Source organism: Streptomyces sp. HUAS MG56 (assembly GCF_058673395.1).
Genome location: NZ_CM178722.1, coordinates 6,409,018 through 6,435,416, shown reverse-complemented (window position 1 = coordinate 6,435,416; position 26,399 = coordinate 6,409,018). Strand labels below are relative to the sequence as shown.

Sequence of the window (26,399 nt, the reverse complement as noted above, 5' to 3'; positions counted from 1 at the left end):
GAGCGGTGCCCGACGAGTATTGGCTCCGGGCCGCAGGCGGGATGCGGGAGTCGCGAGTGGGGGGTGCGGGGAGGAACATCGGAGGCATGGAGGCAAGGTGGTGGCTATGGGGACGCCGTCCATGCATTTCAGCGAGAGTCCGGAGGATCCCTTCGCCCTCGGTCGTGGCGCCTCGGCCGTGCTCGACGATCGGGGCATCGTGGTCGGCTGGAGCACACGTGCGCAGGAACTGCTCGGGTACCCGGCCGGGGAGGTGATCGGAAGGGCCTGGCAGGACCTCCTGGTCGACGCCCGTGACCTGCCGGTCGTACGGTCCGTCGTGGTGGACGCCATGAGGGCGGGTGGATGGTTCGGCGTCCTGCCCGTCCGGGGCCGCGACGGACGCCGTGTGGAGATGGGTTTCCGGGCCCGTGCGGTCACCCGGGAGGGCGGTCAGGAGTGGCTCCTGGTCGGTGCTCCCGCCGCGGAGGTCATTGCCTGGCAGCGGGACCGTGCGCTGTTGGACGGCTTGTACCACCGGTCCCCGATCGGCCTGGTCACCTACGACCCGGACAGGAAAGTGATCCGGGTCAACCGTGCGGTCGAGAAGGCGAGCGGTGTCCCGGCCGAGGCGCCGGTGGGCCACCGCCCCCGCGCGTTCATGGTCGACGAGGACGCGGGTCCGGCAGACGAACGGGTCCGGCACGTCCTGGAGACCGGTGAGCCGTTGATCTTCACGGAGCAGTCCGCCCGGGCACGCCACGATCCCGGTCGGGAACGGATCGTGTCCGTCTCGGCGTTCCGCATGGAGGATCCATCGGGCCGGGTGCTCGGCGTGGCGGAGACGATCGAGGACGTGACCGACCGCCACCGGGCGCGACGCCGGCTCGCCCTGCTGAACGAGGCGAGCGCCCGGATCGGCACCTCCCTGGACGTGGCCCAGACCGCTCGGGAGCTGGCCGAGGTGGCCGTCGAGGGGCTGGCCGACTACTGCTCGGTGGACCTCCTCAAGCCCGTGACACTGGGTGACGAACCCGTTGCCGGCACGGCGGTTCCGCTGCTCCGGGCCGCCTTTTCGCCGGCGGAACACCGCCTCCCGTTCCGGGAGGGCGACATCGTCCCGCTGCTTCCGGAGTCCCCGCAGGCGCGGTGCCTGGCCGAGCGCCGCCCGATCCTCGAAGGGCTGCTGTCCCTCCGCCCCGAGTGGTACGCGATGGACCGGCGGCGCATCGAGATCGCCCTGGGTCTGGGCGTTCATTCGCTGATCGCGGTACCCCTGCTCGCGCGCGGGCTGGTGCTGGGCGTGGTGAGCCTGTGGCGGTCGCGCAGTTCGGAGCCCTTCGAGGACGACGATTCCGCGGTGGCCCAGGAGCTCTCCTCGCGTGCGGCCGTCTGCATCGACAACGCCCGCCGCTTCACCCAGCAGCAGAGCGCCGCGCTGACGCTTCAGCGCAGTCTGCTGCCGAGCGCGGCGTCCGACCTGCCGGCCGTGGAGGTGGCCTGCCGGTACCTCCCGGCCAGCGGTGAACCGGGCATCGGCGGCGACTGGTTCGACGTGATCCCGCTGTCGGGGGCCCGGGTCGCCCTCGTCGTGGGCGACATGGTCGGCCACGGCATCCACGCCGCGGCCTCGATGGGCCGGCTGCGTGCCGCCGTGCGCACCCTGGCCAGCCTCGACCTGGAACCGGACGAGGTGGTGGCGCGGCTGGACGACCTGGTCAGTCTGCTGGCGGCCGAACGGGAGGCGAACGCCGACGGCGACCCGTCGGCGATCGACCAGGTGCTCGGGGCCACCTGTCTCTACGCCACCTACGATCCGGTGTCACAGCACTGCTCCCTGGCCCGCGCCGGCCACCCGGCACCGGTGGTGGCGACCCCGGACGGCGAGGTGACCGTGCTCGACCTGCCCGCGGGACCACCGCTGGGCCTGGGCGGACTGCCCTTCGAGACGTACGACCTGGACCTCCCCGAGGGCAGTCTGCTCGCGCTCTACACCAACGGCCTCCTGGAAGCACGGAACGGCGACATCGACGCCGCGCTGGGGAGCCTGCGCACCTGCCTCGCCCACGCCACGGAACCCCTGGACCACACCTGCCGCAGCGTGGTCGAAGCGCTGCTGCCCAAGGACCACCTCCCCACCGACGACATCGCGCTGCTGATTGCCCGTACGCGGGTGCTGCCGCCGCAGGACGTCGCCTCATGGCAGCTGCCCCTGGAAGCGACCGCCGCCGCCCGCGCCAGGGAGCTGACCACGGCGCAACTGACCGAGTGGGGGCTGCCCGAACTGGCCTTCACCACCGAACTGGTCGCCAGCGAGCTCGTCACCAACGCCTACCGGTACGCGGCCGGACCGGTCACCCTGCGCCTCGTCCGTACGCACTGCCTGATCTGCGAGGTGTCCGACACCAGCCACACGTCCCCCCACCTCCGACGGGCCCTCAGCACGGACGAGGGCGGACGCGGTCTCTTCCTGGTCGCGCAGCTCACGGAGCGGTGGGGCACCCGTTACAGCCACGACGGCAAGACCGTCTGGACGGAGCAGCCGCTGCCGCCCGCGTGAAGCCGGCGGCCGTCGTTCACTGCGCGTGGAAGCCGCCCTCCGGCCAGGCCGGGGTGGGTCCGTCCAGGACGGGCTCGGCCGGGGGGGGTGAGCGTGGTGGATCATCAGCCGGGCGGCCTCGGTGGTCATGCAGGGCGCGGGGCCGCCGGGGCCGGGCCGGGCGGGGTGGTACATCGACACCATGAGCTGCCGGGGGCCCGCCGAGGGGACCCACGGGTCCGGGCGGTGCGCGTCGACGAGGTGGAGGGTGTCCCGGCCGACGGCGTACGGCCCGGTCGGGGCGGGCAGTTCGGCGGACCGTACCTGCTGTGGCTGCTGGGCCGCCGCGGCTGAACCGGTCGGGTCAGATCGTGGCCGTGTCGATCACGAAGCGGTAGCGGACGTCGCTGGACAGGACCCGCTCGTAGGCCTCGTTGATCTCCTGCGCGCCGATCAGCTCGATCTCGGCGCCGATGCCGTGCCCGGCGCAGAAGTCCAGCATCTCCTGGGTCTCGGCGATGCCGCCGATCATCGAGCCCGCGAGGGTCTTGCGGCCGCCGATCACCGAGAACAGGTTGAGCGAGATGGGCTCCTCGGGCGCGCCCACGTTGACCAGGGCGCCGTCCACCTTCAGCAGCGACAGCAGCGCGCCGAAGTCCATCGGCGCCGAGACGGTCGAGACGATCAGGTCGAACGTGCCGGTCAGCTGCTTGAAGGTCTCCGGGTCGCTGGTGGCGTAGTAGTGGTCGGCGCCCAGCTTCAGGCCGTCGTCCTTCTTGCGCAGGGACTGCGACAGGACGGTGACCTCGGCGCCCATCGCGTGGGCGATCTTGACGGCCATGTGGCCGAGGCCGCCCAGGCCGACGACCGCGACCTTCTTGCCGGGGCCGGCGTTCCAGTGGCGGAGCGGGGAGTACGTGGTGATGCCGGCGCACAGCAGCGGGGCGGCCACGTCCAGGGAGAGGCCGTCCGGGATGCGCAGGACGAAGTTCTCGTCGACGACGACCTTCTCGGAGTAGCCGCCGTAGGTGGGCTCGCCGTCCCTGCCGACGGCGTTGTACGTGCCGACCATGCCCTTGAGGCAGTACTGCTCGTGGCCGGCCAGGCAGTTCTCGCACTCGCGGCAGGAGTCGACCATGCAGCCGACGCCCACGCGGTCGCCGACGGCGAACTTCGTCACGCCGGTGCCGACCTCGGCGACGACGCCGGCGATCTCGTGGCCGGGCACCATCGGGAAGACGGCCTCGCCCCAGCCCTCGCGGGCCTGGTGGATGTCGGAGTGGCAGATACCGGCGAACTTGATGTCGATCAGGACGTCGAACTCGCCGACCGCGCGCCGCTCGATGGTCGTCCGCTCCAGCGGGGCCTTCGCGGCGGGCGCGGCGTACGCAGCAACAACAGTGGTCATGCCGGGGTTCTCCTCGTGGGGGTGGGCGCGCCCTGGCTGTCTTCTGCCGGGCGTGCTCTCCAGCCTGCCGGACATCCGGCGGTTCACCCAGGTCACAGCCCTGCGTACGACTGCTGTGCCTACCACTGGCGGGGTCAGGATGCCGTACGTACGACCAGGAATACTGGGCGTATGGAACGCAGCGACACACAGCCCGGAGCAGCCGCCGCGGGGCACGCCCTGGACCGGCGGGCCGAGCTGAGCGAGTTCCTGCGCAGTCGGCGGGCCCGGCTGAAGCCGGAGGACGTGGGGCTGCCGGACTTCGGGCGGCACCGGCGGGTGCCGGGGCTGCGCCGCGAGGAGCTGGCGCAGGTGGCCGGGGTGTCGGTGGCGTACTACACGCGCCTGGAGCAGGGCAACGGCCGCAACGTCTCGGCGGAGGTGCTGGACGCGATCGCCCGCGCCCTGCGGCTGACGGACGCCGAGCACGCGCACCTCACCCACCTGGCGAAGCCGAAGTCGCACAAGAAGAAGCCGGCGGCGCGGCAGCAGCAGGTGCGCCCGGCGCTGCGGCAGCTGCTGGACACGATGGACGGCGTACCGGCGTACATCGTCGGGCGGCGCTCGGAGATCCTGGCGTGGAACCGGATGGCGGCGGCGGTCTTCGGCGACTGGGCGGAGCTGGCGCCGGCCGAGCGGAACTGGGCGCGGCTGGTGTTCCTGCGGCCCGACTACCGTGAGCTGTTCGTCGACTGGCAGCAGAAGGCGATCGACATCGTGTGCGCGCTGCGCATGGACGCCGGCTGCTACCCGGACGACCCGCGGCTGTCGGCCCTGGTGGGTGAACTCTCCGTCAAGAGCGAGGAGTTCCGGCGGCTGTGGGCCACCCATGACGTCAAGGAGAAGAGTCACGGCGTCAAGCGGCTGCACCATCCGCTGGTCGGCGATCTGGCCCTGCACTTCGAGTCGTTCCGCCTGGCCGACGACGCGGACCAGTCCCTCGTCACCTACCACGCCGAACCGGACTCCGGGTCCGCCGACTCCCTGCGCCTGCTGGCCAGTTGGGGCACGGACGCGAGCCGGGCGGGCTCCTCCGTCTAGCCGGCCCCAACCGGTCGGCGGCGCAGGTCATCTGCCGAAGTACGCGTCCCAGATCGTGATGTCCGACGTGTTGCCCTTCTTGTCGGTGATCACGCAGCGGAGGGAGACGGACCGGCCCTCCGCCGGGTTCTTCAGGGTGATGCTGCCGTCCTCGACGGTGACCTTCCGGAAGGTCCTGCCGTCGTAGGAGGCGTACACCGTCAGGGACTTGAGGTTCCTGCCCGCGGCGGGGCCCTCGACGGTGACCGGGAAGGTGACGGTCCGGCCTGCGGGGACGCGGCTGTCCAGGCCGGTCCGGATGCCGTAGTGCGGCACGGAGGCCGGCAGTTCGGTGAACCCGTCACGCTTCTCGGAGCGGAAGGTCCAGGACGCGTCGATCCGCGAGGAGGCCCGCGCGACCTTCGCCGAGCGATTGACCGAGGTGGTCAGCCGGTAGGCGGCGTCCCCGGCGGGCACCGTGAAGGGCTCGCCGAACAGCGCGTCGCCGTTCGAGCCGGTCTCGGTGCCGTCGCGGTACAGGGTCGTCCGCACCGAGGTGAAGTCGGAGTACCCGGCGTGCCCGCCCGAGTCGGCGAACAGCGGCAGCGAGCCGTAGATCTTGTCGCCGTCGCGGAACAGACCGAGCCCGGCCCCGACGTGCGGGCCGAAGACCGCGGTGTTGACGGTCTTGGTGTAGGTGCGGCCGGCCTTGAACGTGAACTCGCCGAGCTCGTAGCCCGCGTCGGCGACCGCGTCCTGGCCGCTCCCGGCGTTCTGGGCGAACTCAAGCTGCCAGTTCACCCCGCCGATGGCGGACAGGTGCAGGGTCCGGGTGCCGGGCAGTTGCTGCGGGAAGCTGAGCGAGGTGGCGCCGTTCGCGCCGGGCAGCCGGCCGACGGCGTTCAGCGTGCCGGTCTTGCCGTTCGCGGCGGCGCCGAGCCGGGCCTTGACCGTGGCCAGCTCGCCCGCCCCGAAGTGCTTGGTGTAGCCGGTGGCGAGCTCGCTGACCGGGCCGCCGGTCGTGATGTCGTACTGCTCGCTCGCGCCCTTGGTCCAGTGGCCGTCCCACTGCTGGAACAGCGACCCGGCGGGCAGCCGCGGGCCCAGGTGGGCGCTGCGGAAGTTCCGGTACGAGTCGAGGAACATGCCGTAGTCGTACTCGCCGCCCCCGAGCGTGAGGGCGTATCCCGGATAGGCGAACCGCGAGGTGACGCCCTTGGCCGGGACGGTGATGTCCACCGGTCCGGCCCTGCGCGCGTCGATGGTGATCGTCTGCTTCCCGGACACGGTCAGCTTCGGCTGGGCGATCCAGTCGGTGCCCTTCGCGCCCTCCTTGTCCGCGTAGACGGAGGAGTTGAGGACGTACGTGCCCTTCCGCAGGCGCACCGTCACCGTGCCGGACGGGTCGTACGGGCTCAGCTGCGCGCCGGCCGCGAGACCGGCGACACCGTCGAGGCCGGTGTCGTAGTACTTCGCCGGCCTGCCGTCGCGGCCGATGACCTTCAGCGTGACGTCGTACGACTCCACCTCGCGTGTCACCGCCGCGGCCGTACGCACGCTCTGGCCGGCGCCGGTCGCGGTCACGTAGGCCGCGTAGGCGCCGTCGAGGGTGCCGCCCAGCCTGGTGTCGGCCGTGAGCCCGACGGAGGCCGTGCCGTGCGCCGGGACCGTCACCCGCTTCGCGCCGAGCGTGAAGAAGCCCGCCGGAGCCGCCTTCCCCCTGGGGTCCGTGGCCGTGCTGCTCAGGGTGAGGGTGACGGCCTTGTCCCCGAGGTTGCGGTACGTCATCTTCCCGGTGACCGGCTTGTCGTCGGTGTGCGGCCACTGCTGGACGCCGAGGTTGACCGAGACCGGGTCGGCGATCACCGACTGCGTGAGGGCCCTGTCGACCGCGACACGGCCCGCGCCCTGCTGGAACGGCGTGTAGTGGCCGCCCTCGGCGGAGCCGGTCAGCGCGCCCTTCAGCTCGGCGTAGCCCCAGTCCGGGTGCTCCTGTTTCAGGATCGCGGCGGCGCCCGCGACGTGCGGGGCGGCCATCGAGGTGCCGGAGAGGGTCAGGTAGCCCGCGGGCTTCTCGCCGACCTCCTTGTCGAGGACGCTGCCCCCCGCCGCGGCGGCGGTGATGTCCACGCCGGGGGCGGTGACGTCCGGCTTGATCGCGCCGTCGCCGGCGCGCGGGCCGGAGGAGGAGAAGTCGGCGAGCCTGTCCTTGTCGTCGACGGCGCCGACGGTGAGCGCGGCGTCCGCGCTGCCCGGCGAACCGAGCGAGTTCGGGCCGTCGTTGCCCGCCGCGACGGCGAACAGGATGCCCCTGGTCTCGGACAGCTTGTTCACCTCGGCCTCAAGGGGGTCGGTGCCGGGGCTGTCGTAGCCGCCGAGGCTGAGGTTGACGACCTCGGCGCCCTGCGCGGCCGCCCACTCCATGCCGGCGAGGACGCCGGAGTCGTCGCCGGAGCCGGTGTCGTCCAGGACCTTGCCGTTGAGGATCTCGGCGTCGGGCGCGACGCCCTTGTACGTGCCCGCGGACGCGGTGCCGGTGCCCGCCACGATGGAGGCGACGTGCGTGCCGTGCCCGGAGTGGTCGGTGGCGTCGGCGGCCGAGGTGAAGTTCCTGGACGCGATCACCCGGCCCTTGAGGTCCGGGTGGCCGGTGTCCACGCCGGTGTCCAGGACGGCGACCTTCACGCCCTTGCCGGTGTAGCCGGCCTGCCGGGCGGCCGGGGCGCCGGTCTGCGGCACGGACGTGTCGAGGGAGGCCTTGCGGACGCCGTCCAGCCAGACGTGCGCGATGCCGGAGGCCGCCGCGTCGCCGTCGGTGACGGCGCGCCACAGGGCGGCGGTGTCCCGCACCGGGGTCTGCACGGCGTCGGCGTCGAGCGCGGTCAGGGTGCGCCGCAGCCGGCCCGCGTCCCGGACGACGGCCTTGGCGGCCGCGGCGCCGCCGCGGTAGCCGACGATCACCTTCAGGCCGTCCTTCTGGGCCCTGCGGGTGGCGGTCCTGTTCAGCTCGGTGATGTCGAACAGGCGCTGGTCCAGCGTGCCGGAGGCCACCAGGCGGGCCGCGTCGGCGGGGATCACCAGCAGGTGCCCCGCGGCCCTGCGGACCTGGAACGGTATGTGCGCACGGCCCTCGGCCCGCTCCAGGCCGATGACCCGGCCCTTCGCGTCGAGGTCGACCCGGTCGCCGGTGATGAGGGTGACGTGGGTCTTGGCGGTGAGCGCGGAGCCGGTGGCCGGGGTGCCGAAGGCCGTGGCCGGGGGGCCCGCCGGCGGCCTCGCCGACGCAGGGCTGGTCACACCCGCGGCGAGGGCGACGGCCGCTGCCGCGGCCGCACCGGCCACGGCAACGGTTTTCACTTGTCTGCGCAAGTTCTCCCCCTGGAGACGGAGTGCCGGGCGAATACCCCGTTCACCCGGCCGGGGGTGGTCGTGTGCACATGAAGGCCACCCCCCGGACCACGCAGTATGCCGGGGGGTGTTCAAACGCCTCAACAGATGTGAGGACGGTAAGAGAAAGGTCGGGAAACTGTAACCCGGCGGACTGGTCACCGTTACACGACCGCGAAGTTCCTTATGGGAAAGCCGTGTTGGATCAAGGTCGGATACGAGTCAGGCGCCGGCGTTCTCCCTTACCGTGATCTTTCCCTTGCGGATGGTGGCCAGCCGCGGCGCCTTCTTCGCGAGGGCGGAGTCGTGGGTGACCATGACGAAGGTCAGCCCGTGCTCCTTCCACAGGCGTTCGAGCACGTCCATGATCTCGTCCCGCATGCCCTCGTCGAGGTTGCCGGTCGGCTCGTCGGCGAGCAGCACCTTGGGCTTCTTCACCAGGGCGCGGGCGATGGCCACGCGCTGCTGCTGCCCGCCGGACATCTCGCCCGGCAGATGTCCGAGGCGCTCGCCGAGGCCGACGGAGTGCAGGGCCTCGGCGGCGAGTTCGCGGCGCTCCTTGGCCTTGATGCCGAGGGGGACGAGGGCGGTCTCCACGTTCTCCTGGGCGGTGAGGGTGGGGATGAGGTTGAAGGACTGGAAGACGAAGCCGATGTTCTCGCTGCGGACCCTGGTCAGCCGGGCCTCGCTGAGCTTGGCCAGGTCGGTGCCGTCCAGGATCACCTCGCCGGAGGACGGCCGGTCCAGGCCGCCGAGCATCTGGAGGAGGGTGGACTTCCCGCCGCCGGTGGGGCCCTGGATGACGAGCCGGTCTCCGTCGCCGATGGTGAGGTCCACACCGTCGAGGGCGTGGACGGTGTCCTTGCCTCTGGTGTAGCGCTTGGTCACGTTCCTGAGGTCGTACATGGTGGCTCCTGGGGGGTCGGATTGGCGTACTGACGGACGAGCGGCCCTACTCCACCCGCCTCAGCGCGTCCGCCGGCCGCAGCCGCGACGCGCGCCACCCGCCGAACGCCCCGGCGACGAGGCCGCCCGCCACCGCGAGGCCCACCGCGAGGACGATCGTCGTGACGCTGACCGGGGCCGTCAGGGCGACCTCCAGGGTCTTCGCGGCCTGGCGGCCCGGACCGCCGAAGCCGCCGCCACCGCCACCGAACCCGCCTCCGCCGCCGAATCCGCCGCCGCCCGTGCCGCCGCCACCGCCCAACTGCGCCTGGAGCGTCGGGCTGACGGCCGTGACGACGTAGGCGCCGGCCAGGCCGAGCGCGATGCCGAGGGCGCCGCCGACCAGGCCGTTGACCATGGCCTCGCCGACCACCTGCCGGGTCACCCGGCCCGACCTCCAGCCCAGCGCCTTCAGCGTGCCGAACTCGCGGACGCGGCGGGAGACCGCGGACGAGGTGAGCAGGCCCGCGACCAGGAAGGCGGCGACCAGCACGGCGATGGACAGCCACTTACCGACGTTGGTGGCGAGGGAGGAGGCGGTGGACAGGGAGCCCGAGACCGTCTTCGCCAGGTCGGCGGAGGTGGTGACCGTCGTACCCGAGACGTTCTTCTGGATCGCGCTCTTGACGGAGTCGATCTTCTGGGAGTCGGTCGCCTTGACGTAGATCGTGGTGACCTTGTTCGCGTTGTCGCTCAGGGTCTGGGCCTGCTTGAGCGGGATGTACAGGTTGGCCGCCGCGTCGCCGCTGGTGGCCGTCGCGATGCCGATGACCGAGTACTTCACGTTCTTGATGGTCACCGTGGAGCCGGCCTTGAGGCTCTTCTCCCTGGCGTACGAGGCGTCGGCGACGGCGACCTTCGCGTCCGTCTCGGCCGTGGTGAACGTACGGCCGCTGGTGATCTTGGAAGAGGTCAGCGGGCCGAGTTCCGGCCTGGCCACGTCGGTACCGAAGACCGAGTACTGGTTGACGTCGAAGTTGGCGCCGCCGCCCTTGACCTCGCCCTGCGGCCCGCCGGTCCCGCCGCCCCGGCGGAAGCCGCCGGCGTCTCCCCCGTTCTGCTGGAACTGGCCGCGGGTGAACTGACCGCTGACCTTGAGCACGCGCAGGCTCAGCCCGCCCACGGCGGACGAGACGCCCTGCTGGTCGCCGACCTCGGTGACGGTGGAGGAGGCCAGGGTGGTGAAGCCCTGCACCATGACGCGGTCGCTGCTCTGCGTCGAGCTGTCGCCGTCGGCCTTGGCGCCGAACTGGAAGCGCGGCCGCTGCGCGTTCCCGGTGTCGGCGCTCGCCGCCTTGGTCACCGTCATGTCCGTGCCCAGGCCGTACAGCGACTGGAGCACCTTGTCCTGGGCCTTGCCCATGCCGCTCGACACGGAGTTGACCACGATGACCAGCGCGATGCCCAGCGCGAGTCCGGAGGCGACGACGAGGGCCGCCTTTCTGCGGCGGCGCAGTTCGCGCCTCAGGTAGGTGAAGAACATGGCCGCAAGCTAGGTACGGTCCGTGATGGCACCATAAGGCGGACATAAAAGAAGCATGAGAAGGCTGTGGCCCCGCCCATGACCGGCCCGGAAACACTGATGCCGCCCCCCGGGGGGGGCGGCATCAGAAAGCTGTGGGATCAGCGGCGTCAGACGGCCGAACCGGCCTTCCACTGCGCCCAGTTCATGTTCCAGCCGTTGAGGCCGTTGTCCGGCTGGACCGTCTTGTCACCGGTGTTCTGGACGACCACGACGTCACCGACCAGCGAGTTGTTGTAGAACCACGCGGCCGGCATGTTCTTGTCGCCCGCCCCCTTGACGTCCTGGAGGCCGACGCAGCCGTGGCTGGTGTTGACGCTGCCGAAGACGGACGGGGCGCCCCAGTAGTTGCCGTGGATGAAGGTGCCGGAGCTGGTCAGGCGCATGGCGTGGGGCACGTCCTTGATGTCGTACTCGCCCTTGCCGTCGGAGTCGGTGAAGCCGACCGTCGCGCCGTTCATCCGGGTCTGGGTGAACTTCTCCGCTATCACCATCTGGCCCTCGTACGTGGTGTGCTCGGGCGAACCGGCGGAGATCGGGATGGTCTTGACGACCTTGCCGTCCTGCGTGACCTTCATCTGCTTGGTCTTCGCGTCGACGTAGGAGACCTGGTTGCGGCCGATGTGGAAGGTGACCGTCTTCTGCTGGACGCCGTAGACGCCGCTCGCGCCCTCGACACCGTCGAGCGCCAGCTTGAGGGTGACGGTGGAGCCCTCCTTCCAGTACTGCTCGGGCCGGAAGTCCAGGCGGTTGGCGCCGAACCAGTGGCCGACGACCTCCTGGCCGCTGCTGGAGGTGACCGTGATGCCCTTCTGGACGGCCGCCTTGTTGGAGATCGCCTTGTCGAAGTTGATCGACACGGGCATGCCGACGCCCACGGTGGAGTCGGCGTCCGGGGTGTAGCTGCCTATGAAGCTGTTGGCCGGGGAGACCGTGGTGAAGGACGCGTTCTCGTGCGCCACGCGGCCCTGGGAGTCCGTGGCCTCGGCGGCGACCTTGTACGTGGTGGAGCGGTCCAGCTGGGCGGTCGGCTTCCAGCTGTGCTTGTCGGCGGAGAGCTGCCCGGCGACGGTCTTGCCGTCCTGGGTGGTCATCTGCACGCCCGTCAGGGTGCCCTTGGTGACCGTGACGGCGGCGGAGTTGTTGATGGAGGCGTTGTCGGAGCCGTCCTTCGGCGTGATCGTGATCTGCGCCTCGGACGACTTCTTCGCAGCGGCCGCGTCGGCCTTGGCCTGCGAGCTGTCGCCGCCGGCGGAGGCCTTGCCGCCGCCGGAACACGCCGAGAGCATCAGCACACTGCCGAGCAGGGCGGACGCGGCCATCAGGCTCCTGCGCCGCTTACTGTCCGTCATCACAAGCTTCTCCATCGTTGCCGAGTCGCGAATCCCCGAGAGTCCCCGTAAGACCTTTAACCTTCAACGCTACGGCCACGTCGTCCCGTTCCGGATCCAGTGGATCTGTGGGGCACACCACGTCCGCGACGGAGCGGAGGGTGCGGGAGGCGGCTCGTGCGCTGTCTGAGACGACGAAACCCCGGACGGCGGTTGCCGTCCGGGGCCAACACTGCCCCCGGGACGCTCAGACCATGCCGCCCACTTCCTCGTCGTCGCCGTCCACATCATCCTCGTCCAGGTCCCAGTCGGGCGAATCAGGGTCGTAGGCGATCCGCTCGCTCGACCAGGACGCCTGTTGGAGTTCCACCCCGGGCACCTCGCTGACCAGGTCGAACGGATCCACGAGATAGGCGAGGGCCTCCGCGGTGTCTTCCGTCACAGCGCCCTCGGCATGGGCCCGCTCGGCCTCCGGCAGCTCCGGATCCCGCGCGAGCCGGTCCAGCGCGGCCTTGGTGATCTCGTCCTCGCCGTGCACCTCAAGGACCAACTCCACCCGAAGCCGCACAAAACGTGATGTCTCTTCGTCGCTCATGGCGCGAGCGTACGACTGAAACCCCTTGTGACTTTCCTGTGACCCGCGCCTTTCACTAACATCGCCTCACACGGCCAATTCGCCAGCGTCACAAGGGGGATCGATATTCCGTGTCATCCGCTCGCCGTCCGCTGCTGACCGCCACCGCCGCGGGCACTCTGCTCTGCGCGCTGTGGTTCGTCCCGTCCGCGAACGCCTCGCAGGACTCCCCGGCGGACACCAGGGCCAGAGCGGCCGTGTCCGAGTACTCGTCGTACTCCACGACGTCGATCACGCAGCAGGCCCGAGCGGTCTCGCGGGCGACCTCCGCGACCGCACAGGACGCCGCCGACGCCACCGAACTCGCCGACACCGGAAGCCCCGACACGACGCCGTACGTCGTCGGCGGCACCCTTTTCCTCGCCGTGGGCGCCGGGTTCGTGGTGTATTCGGTGCGCCGCGAGCGACTGGGTTTCTGAACCGCCGACCTGACGTGGCAACAGGGCCCCCGCACCGGCGGGGGCCCTGTTGTGCTGCCGTCCCCTACTGCAGCGGACCGGTGACCGACTCGACCGCGGTGACCAGGTGGCCGCCGCGCACGAAGGCGTCGGCCGCGGCCAGGTCGGGCGCGAGGAACCGGTCCGGGCCCGGGCCCCGCACCCCGGCGCCGCGCGCGGCCTCGATGGCGGCCTGCGAGGCGGGGGCCGGGGTCAGACCCTCGCGCAGCTCTATGGCGCGGGTGGCCGCGTACAGCTCGACCGCGATGACCCGGGTGAGGTTGTCGACGGCGGTGCGCAGCTTGCGCGCGGCCGACCAGCCCATGGACACGTGGTCCTCCTGCATCGCGGAGGAGGGGATGGAGTCCGCGGACGCGGGCACGGCGAGCCGCTTCAGCTCGCTCACGAGCGCGGCCTGGGTGTACTGGGCGATCATGAGCCCGGAGTCGACACCGGCGTCGTCCGCGAGGAACGGCGGCAGGCCGTGGCTGCGGTTCTTGTCGAGCAGCCGGTCGGTGCGGCGCTCGGCGATGGAGCCGAGGTCGGCGGCGGCGATGGCGAGGAAGTCCAGGACGTAGGCGACCGGGGCACCGTGGAAGTTGCCGTTGGACTCGACCCGCCCGTCGGGCAGGACGACGGGGTTGTCGACGGCGGAGGCGAGCTCGCGCTCGGCGACGAGCCGGGCGTGCGCCATGGTGTCCCGCCCGGCGCCGGCGACCTGCGGGGCGCAGCGCACCGAGTAGGCGTCCTGGACGCGCGGGGCGTCGTCCTGGTGGTGCCCGGTGAGCTGGGAACCCTTGAGCACGGCCAGCATGTTGGCGGCGGAGGCGCCCTGGCCCGGATGGGGCCGGATGGCGTGCAGCTCGGGCGCGAGCACCTTGTCGGTGCCGAGCAGCGCCTCCAGGCTGAGGGCGGCGGTGACGTCGGCGGACTTGTAGAGGGTGTCGAGGTCGGCGAGCGCCATGACCAGCATGCCGAGCATGCCGTCGGTGCCGTTGAGGAGCGCCAGGCCCTCCTTCTCGCGCAGCTCGACCGGCGCGATCCCGTGCGCGGCGAGCAGCTCACCGGCGGGCCGCACCTGACCGTCGGGCCCTTCGGCGTCGCCCTCCCCCATGAGCGTGAGGGCGCAGTGGGACAGCGGGGCGAGGTCGCCGGAGCAGCCGAGGGAGCCGTACTCGTGGACGACCGGCGTGATCCCGGCGTTCAGGACGTCGGCCATGGTCTGCGCGACCTCGGGCCGCACACCGGTGTGCCCGGAGCAGACGGTCTTGAGCCGTAGGAACATCAGGGCCCGTACGACTTCGCGCTCGACCCGCGGCCCCATGCCGGCGGCGTGCGAGCGGACGATGTTGCGCTGCAGCTGGGCGCGCAGTTCCGGGCTGATGTGCCGGGTCGCCAGGGCTCCGAAGCCGGTGGAGACGCCGTAGACCGGGTCCGGCTTGGCCGCCAGCGCGTCCACGATCCCCCGGGCCGCGGCCAGGGCCGCCACCGCCTCCGCCGACAGCTCGACGCGGGCGCCGCCGCGCGCCACGGCGAGAACGTCGGACGCCGTGACACCGGACGTCCCCACCACCACAGTGTGCATATCCATATTCAGGAGCGTACGCATTGAATGCGGTGATGTCACTAGGGTGGATGTCACGAGTGGAGATCAGGAGCGACCCTTACCGAACCGTACGCCCTCCGCCTCACGGCAGACGCCCGCGGAACCGCCGCCGCTCGGCGGGCGCGAGATGCGGCGGCTCGTCCACCAGCCGTACGACCGGATCCTCGGCCCCCTCCCGCCCCGCCACCACCGGCCGCTCGGCGCGCAGGGCCTTCGCCCGGTACTGGGCGGCGTCGGCGAGCCGGAACAGCCGCCGCGCGTCGCCCACCTCCCCGATGGCGTCCGCGGTCGAGGCGACCCCGCACGCCACCCCCTCCCCCGGCTCCAACTCCCCTGCCCGGCGGCACAGTTCGTCGGCGGCCTCGACGACGTCGTCGACGGGCGGCCCGACGGCCAGCAGACAGAACTCGTCGCCGCCGAGCCGCGCGGCCAGCGCGCCCGGCACCATCGCCCCGCACAGCGACAGCACCGAGCCGAAGCGCTCCAGCAGCCGGTCGCCGACGGCGTGCCCCAGGGTGTCGTTGACCCGCTTGAGCCCGTTGAGATCACAGACCACCAGGCTGACGATCACGCCTTCGGCGCGGTGCCGTTCGACGGCCTCCTCCAAGTGGACGTCCACGGCACGGCGGTTGGCGAGCCCGGTGAGGGAGTCGGTGAACGCGAGCCGGCGGGCCTCCTCCAGCCGCTCGCTCTGCGCGAGCCCGGCGGCCACGACGGCGGCGAGCACGGTCGCGAACCCGGCGTCGCCGGGACCGAACACCGCGGCCCGCACCCCGCGGGCGACATACAACTCGCCCCAGGCCCGCCCGTGCAGCACAACGGGGGCGACGACACAGCAGCCACGCCCGCGCCGGCGCAGGGCGGCAACGCGCTGGTGGAAGTAGCCCGGCGTGCCCGCGGCCGTCCCCTCGGCGGTCTCCACCCAGGCGTTGGCCCCGCCCCCGCCCGCCCACCGCTCGTGCAGGAACTCGGTGATCTCCGGGAACTGGTGCACCGGATAGGTCTCCGCCTCGGGAAACTCCTCCTCGTCCGGCCGCCGGTCCCCCACGTTCACCAGGACCCTGAGCCGCCCCACCCCCCGCTCCCACACGGACAGCGCGGCGAAACTGCCGTCCAGCGCCCGGCACGCCCCGAGCGCGGCGGCCTGCCACGTCTCCGGTGGGGTACGCGCCGCCGCCATGCCCTGCGCCAGCGCGACGACGGCCGCAAGCCGCTTGTCCTCACCCATTACTCCAGGTTAGGGAGAATTCCGGGCAATCGGGACATCGGTCTGCCGCCGGAGGCGCCGCTTCACTCCCCGGGCCACTCCGGCTTGCGCTTCTCGTTGAAGGCCGCCACGCCCTCCGCCCGGTCCCCGGAGAACGCCACCGAGCGCCACGCCGCGTCCTCCACCTCCAGCCCGGCCCGCAGATCGAGCCCGTGCCCCAGCCGCAGCGCCCGCTTGGCGGCCCGCAGCCCGACCGGCGAGTTCCCGGCGATCCGCGCTCCCAGCGCCAGCGCCTCCTCCCGGTCCCGTCCCTCGTCCACCAGCTGGTCCACCAGCCCCAGCTCGGCCGCCTCCGCCGCCGCCACCCGCCGCGCCGAGAAGATCAGCTCGGCCGCGCGCGCCGCCCCGACCCGGCGCGGCAGCAACTGCGTACCGCCCCCGCCCGGAATGACCCCCACGGACACCTCCGGCAACCCCACCACCGCCGTGCGGTCGGCCACGATCAGGTCGCAGGACAGGGCCAGTTCGAAACCGCCGCCCAGCGCGAACCCGTGCACCGCCGCCACCGTCGGCATGGGCAGCTCCAGCACCCCGGTGTACGCCCCGCGCGTCACCGGCCGCTGCCGCAGCAGATCCGCGTCGCTGAACGAGTTCCGCTCCTTCAGATCGGCCCCGACGCAGAACGCCCGCTCGTGCGAGGACGTCAGCACCACCACACGCGCGTCCCGGTCGGCGGCCAGCGCCGTACACGCGGCCACGAGCGAGCGGGCCATCTCCGTGGAGACGGCGTTCATGGCCTTGGGCCGGTCGAGCACCAGCTCCGCGACCTGCCCGTGCCGCCGCACCAGCACGAACTCCCCGAACCGCTCCTCGCTCATGACACCCTCCGGCTCACGTGTTAACGCGGGTTAACTCCCTGTCGGCCCGATCATCGCAGCCGTACCGACCCCGGAAAACCCCGGGGGGCTACGCCCGTTCGAGTGACATCCCGCCCGACTCCCCGCACATCACCCACAGGACCGCATAGCGTGCGTCCGCCACGGCAGAGCCGGGGCGCACGGCGGGGAGGGAAGCCATGACACCGATACGTGCCCAGTTGCGTACGGCCGTCTCCACCACGGAAGCGGCACCGGACGAGAGCACCCCGCCCGGCGGCGTACGACGCGGTCGGCACCGCAAGCCGCGCCCCCGCAAGATGCTCCTCGCGGCCGGCGGCCTGGCCCTGGCCGCCGGCGCGCTGAGCCTGGTCCGCGTGGCCTCCGACTCGGGGGTGGACTCCCCAGCCACGGCGGAGGCCGACCCCCGCACCACCGGCACGACCGACCACGCGGCGAACACGGCCGCCTCGGTCACCGGCTCCCCCACCGCGCTGCCCTCGGCGACCTCCGCCATGGGCGGCAGCAGCCCGCTGCCGGCACGGCCCCGTCCGACCGCGGCCCGGCCCGCCGCACCGACGGCCGCCACGGCACCCCCCGCACCGGCGACCACCCCACCGCCCACGGCCACGCCGTCCCCGACGCCCTCGCACCCGGCCCCCACGGCCACGCGTCCCGCCCCCACCACCGCCGCGCCCACTCCCGCTCCGAGCCGGAGCGGCGAGGACCCGGCCCCGGGCGGACTGTGCGTACCGGTGATCGGCCTCTGCGTCGACACCCCGGGAGGCCCCAGGGGGTGAGCGTCAGGCGGGGGTGTCCCGCCGGGCCAGCAGCCACGGCTCGACCACGCCGAGCCCGCGCACCGGCCGCTGCCACATCGGCTGGAGCCCGAAGCGGTACGCCGGCGGCTCCTCACCCTCCTTCTCGGCGGCCGCCGCGGCCTCGGCCGCCTCCGTCTCCGAGGCGGGCGCCTCACCGGTGCGGATCAGCTCCTCGGCGAAGGCGCTGTCCACCAGCACGGCGTCGCGCGGCGCTATCGAGGTCAGCCGGGAGGCCAGGTTCACGGTCGTACCGAACACATCACCCATCCGGGTGGTGACCGTGCCGAACGCCATCCCCACGCGCAGCTCCGGCATCGTTTCGTCGTGGGCCATCGTCTCGACCAGCCGCAGCGCGATGTCCGCGGCCGTACCGGCGTCATCGGCCGCGTACAGCACCTCGTCACCGAGGGTCTTGATCAGCCGCCCGCCCCGCGCGGCCACCAGGTCGGCGGCGGTGGTCTCGAACGCCTCGACCAGCTCCCCCAGCTCCTCCTCCTCCATCCGCCGGGTCAGCCGCGTGAACCCCACGAGATCGGCGAACCCCACGGCGAGGCGCCGGTCGACCATCTCCTCGTCGTCGGCGGTCTGCACCACCCGCCCGGCCGACGCGGCGAGCTGCCGCCGCCACACGTAGACCAGGAACTCCTCCAGCTCGGGCAGGAGCAGCTCGACGATCGGATACGTCACCTCGGTGCGGGTCATCCCCGGCTCCGGAGGCTCGGTCAGGCCCTCCAGAAAGGAATCCATCTGCCATTCGGCCAGTCGGGCGGTGGTCTGCCCCGTGGACCGCGCCACCTGGACGGCCATGGCCTCGCTCAGCAGCCCCGCCTCCACGAGACCGGCAAGGCGCCGCAGGGCCAGCACGTCGGCCTCGGTGAGCGCCTTGGCCTGCCCGATGTCCGCGAACCCCATGGCCCGCCAGAACCGCGACGCCAGCTCCATGGAGACACCGGCGCTACGGGCCGCCTGGAAGGGGGTGTAACGGCGCTCCGCACCCAGGATGAGGTGTTCGAGACGCAGCGCGAGCGGGTCCTCGCCGGAGTCGGCGGCCTGCGGATCCGCTCCGGAGCCCGTGTCGTCGACGGTCACGCCTGCTGCCCTTCCGATCTGTCACGGTCAGATATCGACCGGCCTCAACTCTACGGCAGGTGTGCGCCAGCTCACTCCGTCGGGTTCGGCGGGGGGGGTTCCCCGCGCCCCTTCGTCAGGCAGGCCGCAGATGCACGATGTCCCCCGCCCCCACGGGCTCCTGCACCCCCTCCGCCGTGGCGATGACCAACCGCCCGTCCCCGTCCACGGCGACGGCCTCCCCCACCACCGCCCGGTCCCCCGGCAGCAGCGCCCGCACACTGCGCCCCAGCGTCGCGCACCCGGCGGCGTAGATCTCCTGGAGCCCGCAGGCGCCCGGATCCCCACCGGCCTCCCGCCAGCGCCCGTACCACTCCTCCAACGCCCGCAGCACGGCCCGCAGCAGCGGATCCCGGTCCGTCCCCGCCGCCCCGGCCAGCGCCAGCGATCCCGCCTGCGGCACCGGCAGTTCCTCCGTCCGCAGCGAGACGTTGATGCCGACGCCGATGACGACACCGTCCTCCCCCGCCCGCTCCGCGAGGATGCCACCGGCCTTGCGCTCCTCTCCGCCGACGGTCACCAGCAGGTCGTTCGGCCACTTCAGCGCCGTGTCGACACCCGCCGCCCGGGACAGCCCGGTCGCCACGGCGACCCCGGTGAGCAACGGCAGCCAGCCCCACCGGGCCACCGGCACCCCGGCGGGCCGCAGCAGCACGGAGAAGAACAGCCCCGACCGCGGCGGCGCCGTCCAGCGCCGGTCCAGCCGCCCCCGCGCAGCGGTCTGCTCCTCCGCGACCAGCACCACGCCCTCCGCCACGTCCCCCGCGGCGGCCCGCGCCACGAGGTCGTTGTTGGTGGACCCGGTGCGCTGGACCACCTCCACCTCGGTCCACAGGCCCCCGTCCCGCACCAGGGCGCGCCGCAGCGCACCGGCGTTGAGAGGGGGACGGTCCAGGTCGGACCAGCGGCTGCCGTTGTCGTCTGCTGCATCTCGGGGCGTCATGCAAGCCACCCTAGGTGTGGGAAACGCCGCACTGCTGATCGGTAGGCACGCCACTACGCTACGGATGAGTAATCGTCCCCCCTTTTGAGCAGGCAGGGAGCCGCGATCCCGATGTCCGAGCCGGCAGAGCGCAAAGAGATCGACATCCATACGACCGCGGGCAAGCTCGCGGATCTCGAGCGCCGTATTCACGAGGCGACGCACGCCGGCTCGGCACGTGCGGTCGAAAAGCAGCATTCCAAGGGCAAACTGACGGCCCGTGAGCGCATCGCCCTCCTCCTCGACGAGGACTCCTTCGTCGAACTGGACGAGTTCGCCCGCCACCGCTCCACCAACTTCGGCCTGGAGCAGAACCGCCCGTACGGCGACGGCGTCGTCACGGGCTACGGCACCGTGGACGGCCGCCCGGTCGCCGTCTTCTCCCAGGACTTCACGGTCTTCGGCGGCGCCCTCGGCGAGGTCTACGGCCAGAAGATCGTCAAGGTCATGGACTTCGCGCTGAAGACCGGCTGCCCGGTCATCGGCATCAACGACTCCGGCGGCGCCCGCATCCAGGAAGGCGTCGCCTCCCTCGGCGCGTACGGCGAGATCTTCCGCCGCAACACCCACGCCTCCGGTGTGATCCCGCAGATCAGCCTGGTCGTGGGCCCGTGCGCCGGCGGCGCGGTCTACTCCCCGGCGATCACGGACTTCACGGTCATGGTCGACCAGACGTCCCACATGTTCATCACCGGCCCGGACGTCATCAAGACGGTCACCGGCGAGGACGTCGGCTTCGAGGAACTGGGCGGCGCCCGCACGCACAACACCGCCTCCGGCGTGGCCCATCACATGGCGGGCGACGAGAAGGACGCGATCGAGTACGTCAAGCAGCTCCTCTCCTACCTCCCCTCCAACAACCTCTCCGAGCCCCCGGTCTTCCCGGAGGAGGCGGACCTCGCCGTCAGCGACGAGGACCGCGAACTCGACACCCTCGTCCCGGACAGCGCGAACCAGCCGTACGACGCGCACTCGGTGCTCGAACACGTCCTGGACGACGGCGAGTTCTTCGAGACCCAGGCCCTGTTCGCGCCGAACATCCTCACCGGCTTCGGCCGGGTCGAGGGCCACCCGGTCGGCATCGTCGCCAACCAGCCGATGCAGTTCGCCGGTTGTCTGGACATCGCGGCCAGCGAGAAGGCCGCCCGCTTCGTGCGCACCTGCGACGCGTTCAACATCCCGGTGCTGACCTTCGTGGACGTCCCCGGCTTCCTGCCCGGCGTCGGCCAGGAGCACGAGGGCATCATCCGCCGCGGCGCGAAGCTGATCTACGCCTACGCGGAAGCCACCGTCCCCCTCATCACGGTCATCACCCGCAAGGCCTTCGGCGGCGCCTACGACGTCATGGGCTCCAAGCACCTCGGCGCCGACCTCAACCTGGCCTGGCCGACCGCCCAGATCGCCGTCATGGGCGCCCAGGGCGCGGTCAACATCCTGCACCGCAGGACCATCGCCGAGGCGGAGGCGAACGGCGAGGATCTCGAAGCCGTCCGCGCCCGCCTGATCCAGGAGTACGAGGACACCCTCCTCAACCCCTACGTGGCGGCCGAGCGCGGCTACATCGACGCGGTGATCATGCCGTCCGACACCCGCGCCCACATCGTCCGCGGCCTGCGTCAACTGCGTACGAAGCGGGAATCCCTGCCCCCGAAGAAGCACGGCAACATCCCTCTCTAGTCGCTGGTCCCCCCCAAGTCCCCGCCAAGCCGTGCTGCCCCTGGGAGCGGTCATGAACATCAAGGTCGTACGAGGCAACCCGACCCCGGAGGAGCTGGCCGCCGCCCTGGCGGTGGTCCGCGCCCGCGCCGCGGTGGCAGCGACAACGCCGCCCGGCGCGAGCGGCCCGCGGGACGCGTGGTCCGACCCGTCCCGCATCGCGGCCAGGCGCGTCCCGAACCCGGGCCCGGCGTCGTGGACGCGCACGTACTGGCCGGCCTGACGCTTCGGTGGACGAGACCGTGCGCCAACTTGAGTAGCCGTACTCAGGCGCGCGCCCGCCACCGCACCGCACGCTGGACGCGTGCTCTGGTCAGACCCTGAAGACGAGCCGCCGGAGGACCTGCGCGAAGCGCAGGACATGCTCCGGCGGCTCGGTCTCTTCATGGCCGTGGCGATGATCCTGGCGATGCTGGTGATCGGTCTGAGGTGAGTAATCTGACCCCATGACCGCAACGCGCCGCAGGCGACTCATCCTCGCGTCGAAGTCCCCCGCCCGTCTGGGCCTCCTGCGCCAGGCCGGCCTCGAACCCGAGGTGATCGTCAGCGGGGTCGACGAGGACGCCGTCACCGCCCCCACCCCGGCCGAGCTGGCCCTCGCCCTCGCCGAGGCGAAGGCCTCGGTGGTGGCGGCCAAGCCGGAGGTGCACGGCGCCCTGGTGATCGGCTGCGACTCGGTGCTGGAGCTGGACGGCCAGGCCCTCGGCAAGCCCGCCGACGCCGAGGAGGCCACCGCCCGCTGGAAGGCGATGCGCGGCCGGGCCGGCACCCTCCAGACCGGACACTGCCTCTGGGACACGGAGGCCAACCGGTACGTCGCCGCGGTCGCCTCCACCGTCGTCCGCTTCGGCGAGCCCTCGGACGACGAGATCGCCGCGTACGTCGCCTCCGGCGAGCCCCTCTACGTCGCCGGGGCCTTCACCCTGGACGGCCGTTCGGCGCCGTTCATCGAGGGCATCGACGGCGACCACGGCAACGTGATCGGCATCAGCCTGCCCCTGGTGCGCAAGCTGCTGGCCGAACTGGGCATCGGCATCACGGAGTTGTGGGCACCGGCCGAATGACGAGCTGGGCGGGTACGGAGTCCTGCGGGTCCCCGTCCCCGTCCCGGGGCTCGCCGGGGGCCGTACGCGGCGCCGGGACGGCCGCCGCTCCCGGAGCCGGGGCGGAGCCCGGCTCGCCGGCGGCCGCGGGCTCCCCGCCCGCTCCCGCCCCGCCGCCGGAGGCGTCCGGCCGCACCCCGCCGTCACGGTCGTACGTCATCAGCAGCAGGACGATGAGCCCGAGCACGACCACCATGAACAGGAACGCCGTCCAGCCGACCAGCCCCCAGGCGAACGCCCCCAGCAGGCCGTGCACGACCGCGGCGCTGATCAGCACGACCCGGCCGAAGCCCGCGGGGGCGCGGTCGCGTATCGCGACCAGGACGGCCACCAGGGCGCACAGGGCGAAGTAGAGGCCGAAGACGACGCCGCCGATCTTCGAGGACGTCGCCATCGTCGACGGGTCGAGGCCGGCCAGGGACATGTCCTGCCGGTCGACGACGATTCCCAGGAACCAGTTCAGCGCCGCGATGAAGACCGCCTCCGCCAGAAGGACGACCGCCACGACCCACGCCACAGGTCTGCGCACCACCGCGGATCCACCCACTCTCGTGCCAGCGTTCCAGTTACCCCAGGTACGTTCGGTACATCGCGAACGCTACTAACGGGTAAACCGGGGGACAAGGGTTCGCGCGCCAGCAAAGAATCATTGGGCCATTCGTAGGGACTCGACAAAGAAACGGAGTGGGCCGCAGCACGCTCTCACAGAGACCTTGACCACATAACAGAGCTAGGGTTTCCCGGAGGAGCCGTGCGTGCTGTGGCGCGACAAGGGGTTTCGCGGTCGAGCGAGCCTCGAGTCACGCTCCGTGTGGGCAAGCTCACCATTGGGGACGGGTCGAAGTGCCGTGTCGGCAGTCCCTAAACTCGGCTTGTTTCAAGGAGGGAGCCTCAATCGTGCGCAAGGTGCTCATCGCCAACCGTGGCGAAATCGCTGTCCGCGTGGCCCGGGCCTGCCAGGACGCCGGAATCGCGAGCGTTGCCGTCTACGCCGACCCGGACCGGGACGCATCGCATGTCCGCGCCGCGGATGAGGCGTTCGCCCTGGGCGGTGACACCCCGGCGACCAGCTACCTGGACGTCGAGAAGGTCCTGAACGCGGCGCGCGAGTCCGGCGCCGACGCCGTCCACCCCGGCTACGGCTTTCTCTCGGAGAACGCCGAGTTCGCCCAGGCGGTGCTGGACGCGGGCCTGATCTGGATCGGCCCGCCGCCGCAGGCCATCCGCGACCTGGGTGACAAGGTGGCGGCCCGTCACATCGCCCAGCGCGCCGGTGCCCCGCTGGTGGCCGGCACGCCGGACCCGGTCAGCGGCGCGGACGAGGTCGTCGCGTTCGCCGAGGAGCACGGCCTGCCGATCGCGATCAAGGCGGCCTTCGGCGGCGGCGGCCGCGGCCTGAAGGTCGCCCGGACCCTGGAGGAGGTCCCGGAGCTGTACGAGTCGGCGGTGCGCGAGGCGGTCGCCGCCTTCGGCCGCGGCGAGTGCTTCGTCGAGCGTTACCTGGACCGCCCCCGCCACGTGGAGACCCAGTGCCTGGCGGACAAGCACGGCAACGTGGTCGTCGTCTCGACGCGTGACTGCTCGCTCCAGCGCCGGCACCAGAAGCTGGTGGAGGAGGCCCCTGCGCCGTTCCTGACCGACGCCCAGGTCGCCGAGCTGTACCGCGCCTCCAAGGCCATCCTGAAGGAGGCCGCCTACGAGGGTGCGGGCACCTGCGAGTTCCTGGTCGGCCAGGACGGCACGATCTCCTTCCTGGAGGTCAACACCCGGCTCCAGGTGGAGCACCCGGTGACCGAGGAGGTCGCCGGCATCGACCTGGTCCGCGAGATGTTCCGGATCGCCGACGGCGAGGAGCTGGGGTACGACGACCCGGCCCTGCGCGGTCATTCCTTCGAGTTCCGCATCAACGGCGAGGACCCGGGCCGCAACTTCCTCCCGGCCCCCGGCACGGTGACGAGGTTCGACGCGCCCTCCGGTCCCGGTGTCCGCCTGGACGCGGGCGTCGAGGCCGGCTCGGTCATCGGCCCGGCGTGGGACTCCCTGCTGGCCAAGCTGATCGTGACCGGCCGTACCCGCAAGGAGGCCCTTCAGCGGGCCGCCCGCGCCCTGGACGAGTTCCAGGTCGAGGGCATGGCGACGGCGATCCCCTTCCACCGTGCGGTGGTGAAGGACCCGGCCTTCGCCCCCGAACTCACCGGCTCCGCCGACCCGTTCACGGTCCACACCCGCTGGATCGAGACCGAGTTCGTCAACGAGATCAAGCCCTTCGCCGCCCCGGCCGACGCCGAGGCGGAGGAGGAGGCCGGCCGCGAGACGGTCGTCGTCGAGGTGGGCGGCAAGCGCCTGGAGGTCTCCCTCCCCTCGTCGCTCGGGATGTCCCTGGCCCGCACCGGCCTCGCGGCGGGCGCCAAGCCCAAGCGCCGCGCGGCCAAGAAGTCCGGCCCGGTGGCCTCCGGCGACACCCTCGCCTCCCCGATGCAGGGCACGATCGTCAAGATCGCGGTCGAGGAGGGCCAGGAGGTCCAGGAGGGCGACCTGATCGTCGTCCTGGAAGCCATGAAGATGGAACAGCCCCTGAACGCCCACAAGGCGGGCACCGTCAAGGGCCTCGCCGCCGAGGTCGGCGCCTCCGTCACCTCGGGCGCGGCGATCTGCGAGATCAAGGACTGACCGCGCCTTCGACACCTTCGGCGAAACGCCCGGCGGACCGACTTCGGTGGGTCCGCCGGGCGTTTCGTTTCAGCTGGGCGCCGGACACGCCCGGACCGGGAAGCCGCCCAGGAGGCTAACGCCGCCTCATGTCCGCGACGCGCCCCCGCTCGGCGCCCGTCGGCTCTCCCATCCCCGCGCCCGAGCGGAGCGGCATGTGCCCCCTGCGTGGCCCCGGCAGGGGAGCGCGGCGGGTCGCCGGGACCTGTTCACCCCCCGGGTTCCCGCTCGCCCCGGCCACGGCGATCTGCACCCCTTGGTCGGCAAGGGCCTGCAACTCGGTCGCGGCGCGGTCGTCGTGGGCCGGAGGCTCGTCGGTGACCAGGCGGGTGATGAGGTCCGTCGGCACGGTCTGGAACATGGTGTCCGTACCGAGCTTGGTGTGGTCGGCGAGGACCACGACCTCGGCGGCGGCCTGGACGAGCGCCCGGTCGACGGACGCCGAGAGCATGTTGGAGGTGGACAGGCCGCGTTCGGCGGTCAGACCGCTTCCGGAGAGGAAGGCCTTGGACACCCGCAGCCCCTGGAGGGACTGTTCGGCGCCGGAGCCGACGAGGGCGTAGTTGGAGCCGCGCAGGGTTCCGCCGGTCATCACGACTTCCACGCGGTTGGCATGGGCCAACGCCTGGGCGACCAACAGGGAGTTGGTGACCACGGTAAGTCCCGGTACCCGGGCGAGCCGGCGGGCCAGCTCCTGCGTGGTCGTACCGGCCCCGACGACGATGGCCTCGCCTTCTTCGACGAGGCCCGCGGCGAGGTCGGCGATGGCCGTCTTCTCGGCGGTCGCGAGATGGGACTTCTGGGGGAAGCCCGACTCGCGCGTGAACCCACCCGGCAGTACCGCACCGCCGTGCCGGCGGTCGAGGAGTCCTTCTGCCTCCAGTGCCCGCACGTCCCGCCGTACGGTCACTTCGGAGGTCTGGACGACGCGGGCGAGTTCACGGAGCGACACGGCACCGTTCGCTCGCACCATTTCGAGAATCAATTGGCGACGTTCAGCAGCGAACACGA

General features: G+C 71.9%; 22 protein-coding genes. 9 read left to right on the top strand and 13 right to left on the bottom strand.

The window, feature by feature from the left end; genetic code table 11:
• The first annotated feature begins 121 nt into the window (after positions 1 to 121).
• The gene (locus tag AC4OXY_RS30470) at positions 122 to 2,539 is read left to right on the top strand and encodes a SpoIIE family protein phosphatase (RefSeq protein ID WP_356026265.1); all 2,418 of its coding nucleotides are present in this window, start codon (positions 122 to 124) and stop codon (positions 2,537 to 2,539) included.
• Between the two features lie 343 nt (positions 2,540 to 2,882).
• Here the strand turns inward: AC4OXY_RS30470 and AC4OXY_RS30465 are convergent, their stop codons facing one another.
• Positions 2,883 to 3,926 carry an NAD(P)-dependent alcohol dehydrogenase gene (locus AC4OXY_RS30465; RefSeq protein WP_356026262.1) on the bottom strand — a complete coding sequence of 348 codons (1,044 nt, stop codon included), beginning with the start codon at positions 3,924 to 3,926 and terminating at the stop codon, positions 2,883 to 2,885.
• A 171-nt stretch (positions 3,927 to 4,097) separates the two neighbouring features.
• Here AC4OXY_RS30465 and AC4OXY_RS30460 point away from each other — a divergent pair, with 171 nt between their 5' ends.
• The gene (locus AC4OXY_RS30460; RefSeq protein ID WP_362818337.1) at positions 4,098 to 5,006 is read left to right on the top strand and encodes an MmyB family transcriptional regulator; all 909 of its coding nucleotides are present in this window, start codon (positions 4,098 to 4,100) and stop codon (positions 5,004 to 5,006) included.
• 27 nt (positions 5,007 to 5,033) lie between these two features.
• Here AC4OXY_RS30460 and AC4OXY_RS30455 read toward each other — a convergent pair whose 3' ends face one another.
• The 5 genes from AC4OXY_RS30455 to AC4OXY_RS30435 all read right to left on the bottom strand — a co-directional run bounded on the left by AC4OXY_RS30455 (position 5,034) and on the right by AC4OXY_RS30435 (position 12,765).
• The gene (locus AC4OXY_RS30455; RefSeq protein ID WP_491991405.1) at positions 5,034 to 8,342 is read right to left on the bottom strand and encodes a S8 family peptidase; all 3,309 of its coding nucleotides are present in this window, start codon (positions 8,340 to 8,342) and stop codon (positions 5,034 to 5,036) included.
• 252 nt (positions 8,343 to 8,594) lie between these two features.
• Entirely contained in the window at positions 8,595 to 9,278 is a 684-nt protein-coding gene (locus AC4OXY_RS30450) for an ABC transporter ATP-binding protein (RefSeq protein ID WP_356026255.1), read from the bottom strand.
• A gap of 46 nt (positions 9,279 to 9,324) precedes the next feature.
• Positions 9,325 to 10,800 carry an ABC transporter permease gene (locus AC4OXY_RS30445; RefSeq protein WP_491991404.1) on the bottom strand — a complete coding sequence of 492 codons (1,476 nt, stop codon included), beginning with the start codon at positions 10,798 to 10,800 and terminating at the stop codon, positions 9,325 to 9,327.
• Between the two features lie 149 nt (positions 10,801 to 10,949).
• Positions 10,950 to 12,191: a L,D-transpeptidase gene (locus AC4OXY_RS30440; RefSeq protein WP_356026250.1), complete on the bottom strand. Its 1,242-nt coding sequence runs from the start codon at positions 12,189 to 12,191 to the stop codon at positions 10,950 to 10,952.
• A gap of 226 nt (positions 12,192 to 12,417) precedes the next feature.
• The gene (locus tag AC4OXY_RS30435; RefSeq protein ID WP_356026247.1) at positions 12,418 to 12,765 is read right to left on the bottom strand and encodes a hypothetical protein; all 348 of its coding nucleotides are present in this window, start codon (positions 12,763 to 12,765) and stop codon (positions 12,418 to 12,420) included.
• Between the two features lie 110 nt (positions 12,766 to 12,875).
• Here AC4OXY_RS30435 and AC4OXY_RS30430 point away from each other — a divergent pair, with 110 nt between their 5' ends.
• Positions 12,876 to 13,223, top strand: coding sequence for an LAETG motif-containing sortase-dependent surface protein (locus AC4OXY_RS30430; RefSeq protein ID WP_362818327.1), 348 nt, complete (start codon positions 12,876 to 12,878; stop codon positions 13,221 to 13,223).
• A 64-nt stretch (positions 13,224 to 13,287) separates the two neighbouring features.
• On the opposite strand, the gene hutH is transcribed toward AC4OXY_RS30430, so the two are convergent.
• The 3 genes from hutH to AC4OXY_RS30415 form a co-directional block, all read right to left on the bottom strand.
• Positions 13,288 to 14,826, bottom strand: coding sequence for a histidine ammonia-lyase (hutH, locus tag AC4OXY_RS30425; protein ID WP_356026568.1), 1,539 nt, complete (start codon positions 14,824 to 14,826; stop codon positions 13,288 to 13,290).
• Positions 14,827 to 14,929: 103 nt separating this feature from the next.
• Positions 14,930 to 16,075 (bottom strand): GGDEF domain-containing protein, encoded by a 1,146-nt coding sequence (locus AC4OXY_RS30420; RefSeq protein WP_491991403.1) that lies wholly within the window; start codon positions 16,073 to 16,075, stop codon positions 14,930 to 14,932.
• Positions 16,076 to 16,137: 62 nt separating this feature from the next.
• A complete protein-coding gene (locus AC4OXY_RS30415) occupies positions 16,138 to 16,932 on the bottom strand; it encodes an enoyl-CoA hydratase/isomerase family protein (RefSeq protein WP_356026240.1) in 795 nt (264 codons plus the stop codon).
• 197 nt (positions 16,933 to 17,129) lie between these two features.
• Here AC4OXY_RS30415 and AC4OXY_RS30410 point away from each other — a divergent pair, with 197 nt between their 5' ends.
• Complete coding sequence (locus tag AC4OXY_RS30410; protein ID WP_356026238.1) at positions 17,130 to 17,729, top strand: hypothetical protein; 600 nt, start codon at positions 17,130 to 17,132, stop codon at positions 17,727 to 17,729.
• 3 nt (positions 17,730 to 17,732) lie between these two features.
• On the opposite strand, the gene AC4OXY_RS30405 is transcribed toward AC4OXY_RS30410, so the two are convergent.
• Both AC4OXY_RS30405 and AC4OXY_RS30400 read right to left on the bottom strand, forming a co-directional pair.
• A complete protein-coding gene (locus tag AC4OXY_RS30405; RefSeq protein ID WP_356026236.1) occupies positions 17,733 to 18,839 on the bottom strand; it encodes an adenylate/guanylate cyclase domain-containing protein in 1,107 nt (368 codons plus the stop codon).
• Positions 18,840 to 18,954: 115 nt separating this feature from the next.
• The gene (locus tag AC4OXY_RS30400; protein WP_491991402.1) at positions 18,955 to 19,821 is read right to left on the bottom strand and encodes a biotin--[acetyl-CoA-carboxylase] ligase; all 867 of its coding nucleotides are present in this window, start codon (positions 19,819 to 19,821) and stop codon (positions 18,955 to 18,957) included.
• A 111-nt stretch (positions 19,822 to 19,932) separates the two neighbouring features.
• On the opposite strand from AC4OXY_RS30400, the gene AC4OXY_RS30395 reads away from it, so the two are divergent.
• From AC4OXY_RS30395 to AC4OXY_RS30380, 4 genes are all read left to right on the top strand, one after another.
• Positions 19,933 to 21,537, top strand: a complete 1,605-nt coding sequence (locus AC4OXY_RS30395) for an acyl-CoA carboxylase subunit beta (protein ID WP_356026231.1) — start codon at positions 19,933 to 19,935, stop codon at positions 21,535 to 21,537.
• Positions 21,538 to 21,589: 52 nt separating this feature from the next.
• Complete coding sequence (locus AC4OXY_RS30390) at positions 21,590 to 21,799, top strand: acyl-CoA carboxylase epsilon subunit (protein WP_356026229.1); 210 nt, start codon at positions 21,590 to 21,592, stop codon at positions 21,797 to 21,799.
• A gap of 81 nt (positions 21,800 to 21,880) precedes the next feature.
• The gene (gene mmpB / locus AC4OXY_RS30385) at positions 21,881 to 22,009 is read left to right on the top strand and encodes a morphogenic membrane protein MmpB (protein ID WP_263636389.1); all 129 of its coding nucleotides are present in this window, start codon (positions 21,881 to 21,883) and stop codon (positions 22,007 to 22,009) included.
• Positions 22,010 to 22,022: 13 nt separating this feature from the next.
• A complete protein-coding gene (locus AC4OXY_RS30380; protein WP_356026226.1) occupies positions 22,023 to 22,640 on the top strand; it encodes a Maf family protein in 618 nt (205 codons plus the stop codon).
• Here AC4OXY_RS30380 and AC4OXY_RS30375 read toward each other — a convergent pair.
• Positions 22,612 to 23,208, bottom strand: a complete 597-nt coding sequence (locus AC4OXY_RS30375) for a hypothetical protein (protein WP_376291185.1) — start codon at positions 23,206 to 23,208, stop codon at positions 22,612 to 22,614. The two genes, AC4OXY_RS30380 and AC4OXY_RS30375, sit on opposite strands and share 29 nt — an antisense overlap.
• A gap of 368 nt (positions 23,209 to 23,576) precedes the next feature.
• Between AC4OXY_RS30375 and AC4OXY_RS30370 the strand changes: the two genes are divergently transcribed.
• Positions 23,577 to 25,349 carry an acetyl/propionyl/methylcrotonyl-CoA carboxylase subunit alpha gene (locus AC4OXY_RS30370; protein ID WP_376291183.1) on the top strand — a complete coding sequence of 591 codons (1,773 nt, stop codon included), beginning with the start codon at positions 23,577 to 23,579 and terminating at the stop codon, positions 25,347 to 25,349.
• Between the two features lie 115 nt (positions 25,350 to 25,464).
• Here the strand turns inward: AC4OXY_RS30370 and AC4OXY_RS30365 are convergent, their stop codons facing one another.
• Positions 25,465 to 26,397, bottom strand: coding sequence for a DeoR/GlpR family DNA-binding transcription regulator (locus tag AC4OXY_RS30365; RefSeq protein ID WP_356030282.1), 933 nt, complete (start codon positions 26,395 to 26,397; stop codon positions 25,465 to 25,467).
• Positions 26,398 to 26,399: the final 2 nt, after the last annotated feature.

Bases quoted from the DNA above. Each gene is read 5' to 3' on its own strand.
- AC4OXY_RS30440 (WP_356026250.1), bottom strand. From the start codon at position 12,191: ATGACGGACAGTAAGCGGCGCAGGAGCCTGATGGCCGCGTCCGCCCTG.
- AC4OXY_RS30470 (WP_356026265.1), top strand. From the start codon at position 122: ATGCATTTCAGCGAGAGTCCGGAGGATCCCTTCGCCCTCGGTCGTGGC.
- AC4OXY_RS30465 (WP_356026262.1), bottom strand. From the start codon at position 3,926: ATGACCACTGTTGTTGCTGCGTACGCCGCGCCCGCCGCGAAGGCCCCG.
- AC4OXY_RS30445 (WP_491991404.1), bottom strand. From the start codon at position 10,800: ATGTTCTTCACCTACCTGAGGCGCGAACTGCGCCGCCGCAGAAAGGCG.
- AC4OXY_RS30395 (WP_356026231.1), top strand. From the start codon at position 19,933: ATGTCCGAGCCGGCAGAGCGCAAAGAGATCGACATCCATACGACCGCG.
- AC4OXY_RS30435 (WP_356026247.1), bottom strand. From the start codon at position 12,765: ATGAGCGACGAAGAGACATCACGTTTTGTGCGGCTTCGGGTGGAGTTG.
- AC4OXY_RS30420 (WP_491991403.1), bottom strand. From the start codon at position 16,075: ATGGGTGAGGACAAGCGGCTTGCGGCCGTCGTCGCGCTGGCGCAGGGC.
- AC4OXY_RS30400 (WP_491991402.1), bottom strand. From the start codon at position 19,821: ATGACGCCCCGAGATGCAGCAGACGACAACGGCAGCCGCTGGTCCGAC.
- AC4OXY_RS30450 (WP_356026255.1), bottom strand. From the start codon at position 9,278: ATGTACGACCTCAGGAACGTGACCAAGCGCTACACCAGAGGCAAGGAC.
- AC4OXY_RS30410 (WP_356026238.1), top strand. From the start codon at position 17,130: ATGACACCGATACGTGCCCAGTTGCGTACGGCCGTCTCCACCACGGAA.
- AC4OXY_RS30460 (WP_362818337.1), top strand. From the start codon at position 4,098: ATGGAACGCAGCGACACACAGCCCGGAGCAGCCGCCGCGGGGCACGCC.
- AC4OXY_RS30415 (WP_356026240.1), bottom strand. From the start codon at position 16,932: ATGAGCGAGGAGCGGTTCGGGGAGTTCGTGCTGGTGCGGCGGCACGGG.
- AC4OXY_RS30390 (WP_356026229.1), top strand. From the start codon at position 21,590: ATGAACATCAAGGTCGTACGAGGCAACCCGACCCCGGAGGAGCTGGCC.
- AC4OXY_RS30380 (WP_356026226.1), top strand. From the start codon at position 22,023: ATGACCGCAACGCGCCGCAGGCGACTCATCCTCGCGTCGAAGTCCCCC.
- hutH (WP_356026568.1), bottom strand. From the start codon at position 14,826: ATGCACACTGTGGTGGTGGGGACGTCCGGTGTCACGGCGTCCGACGTT.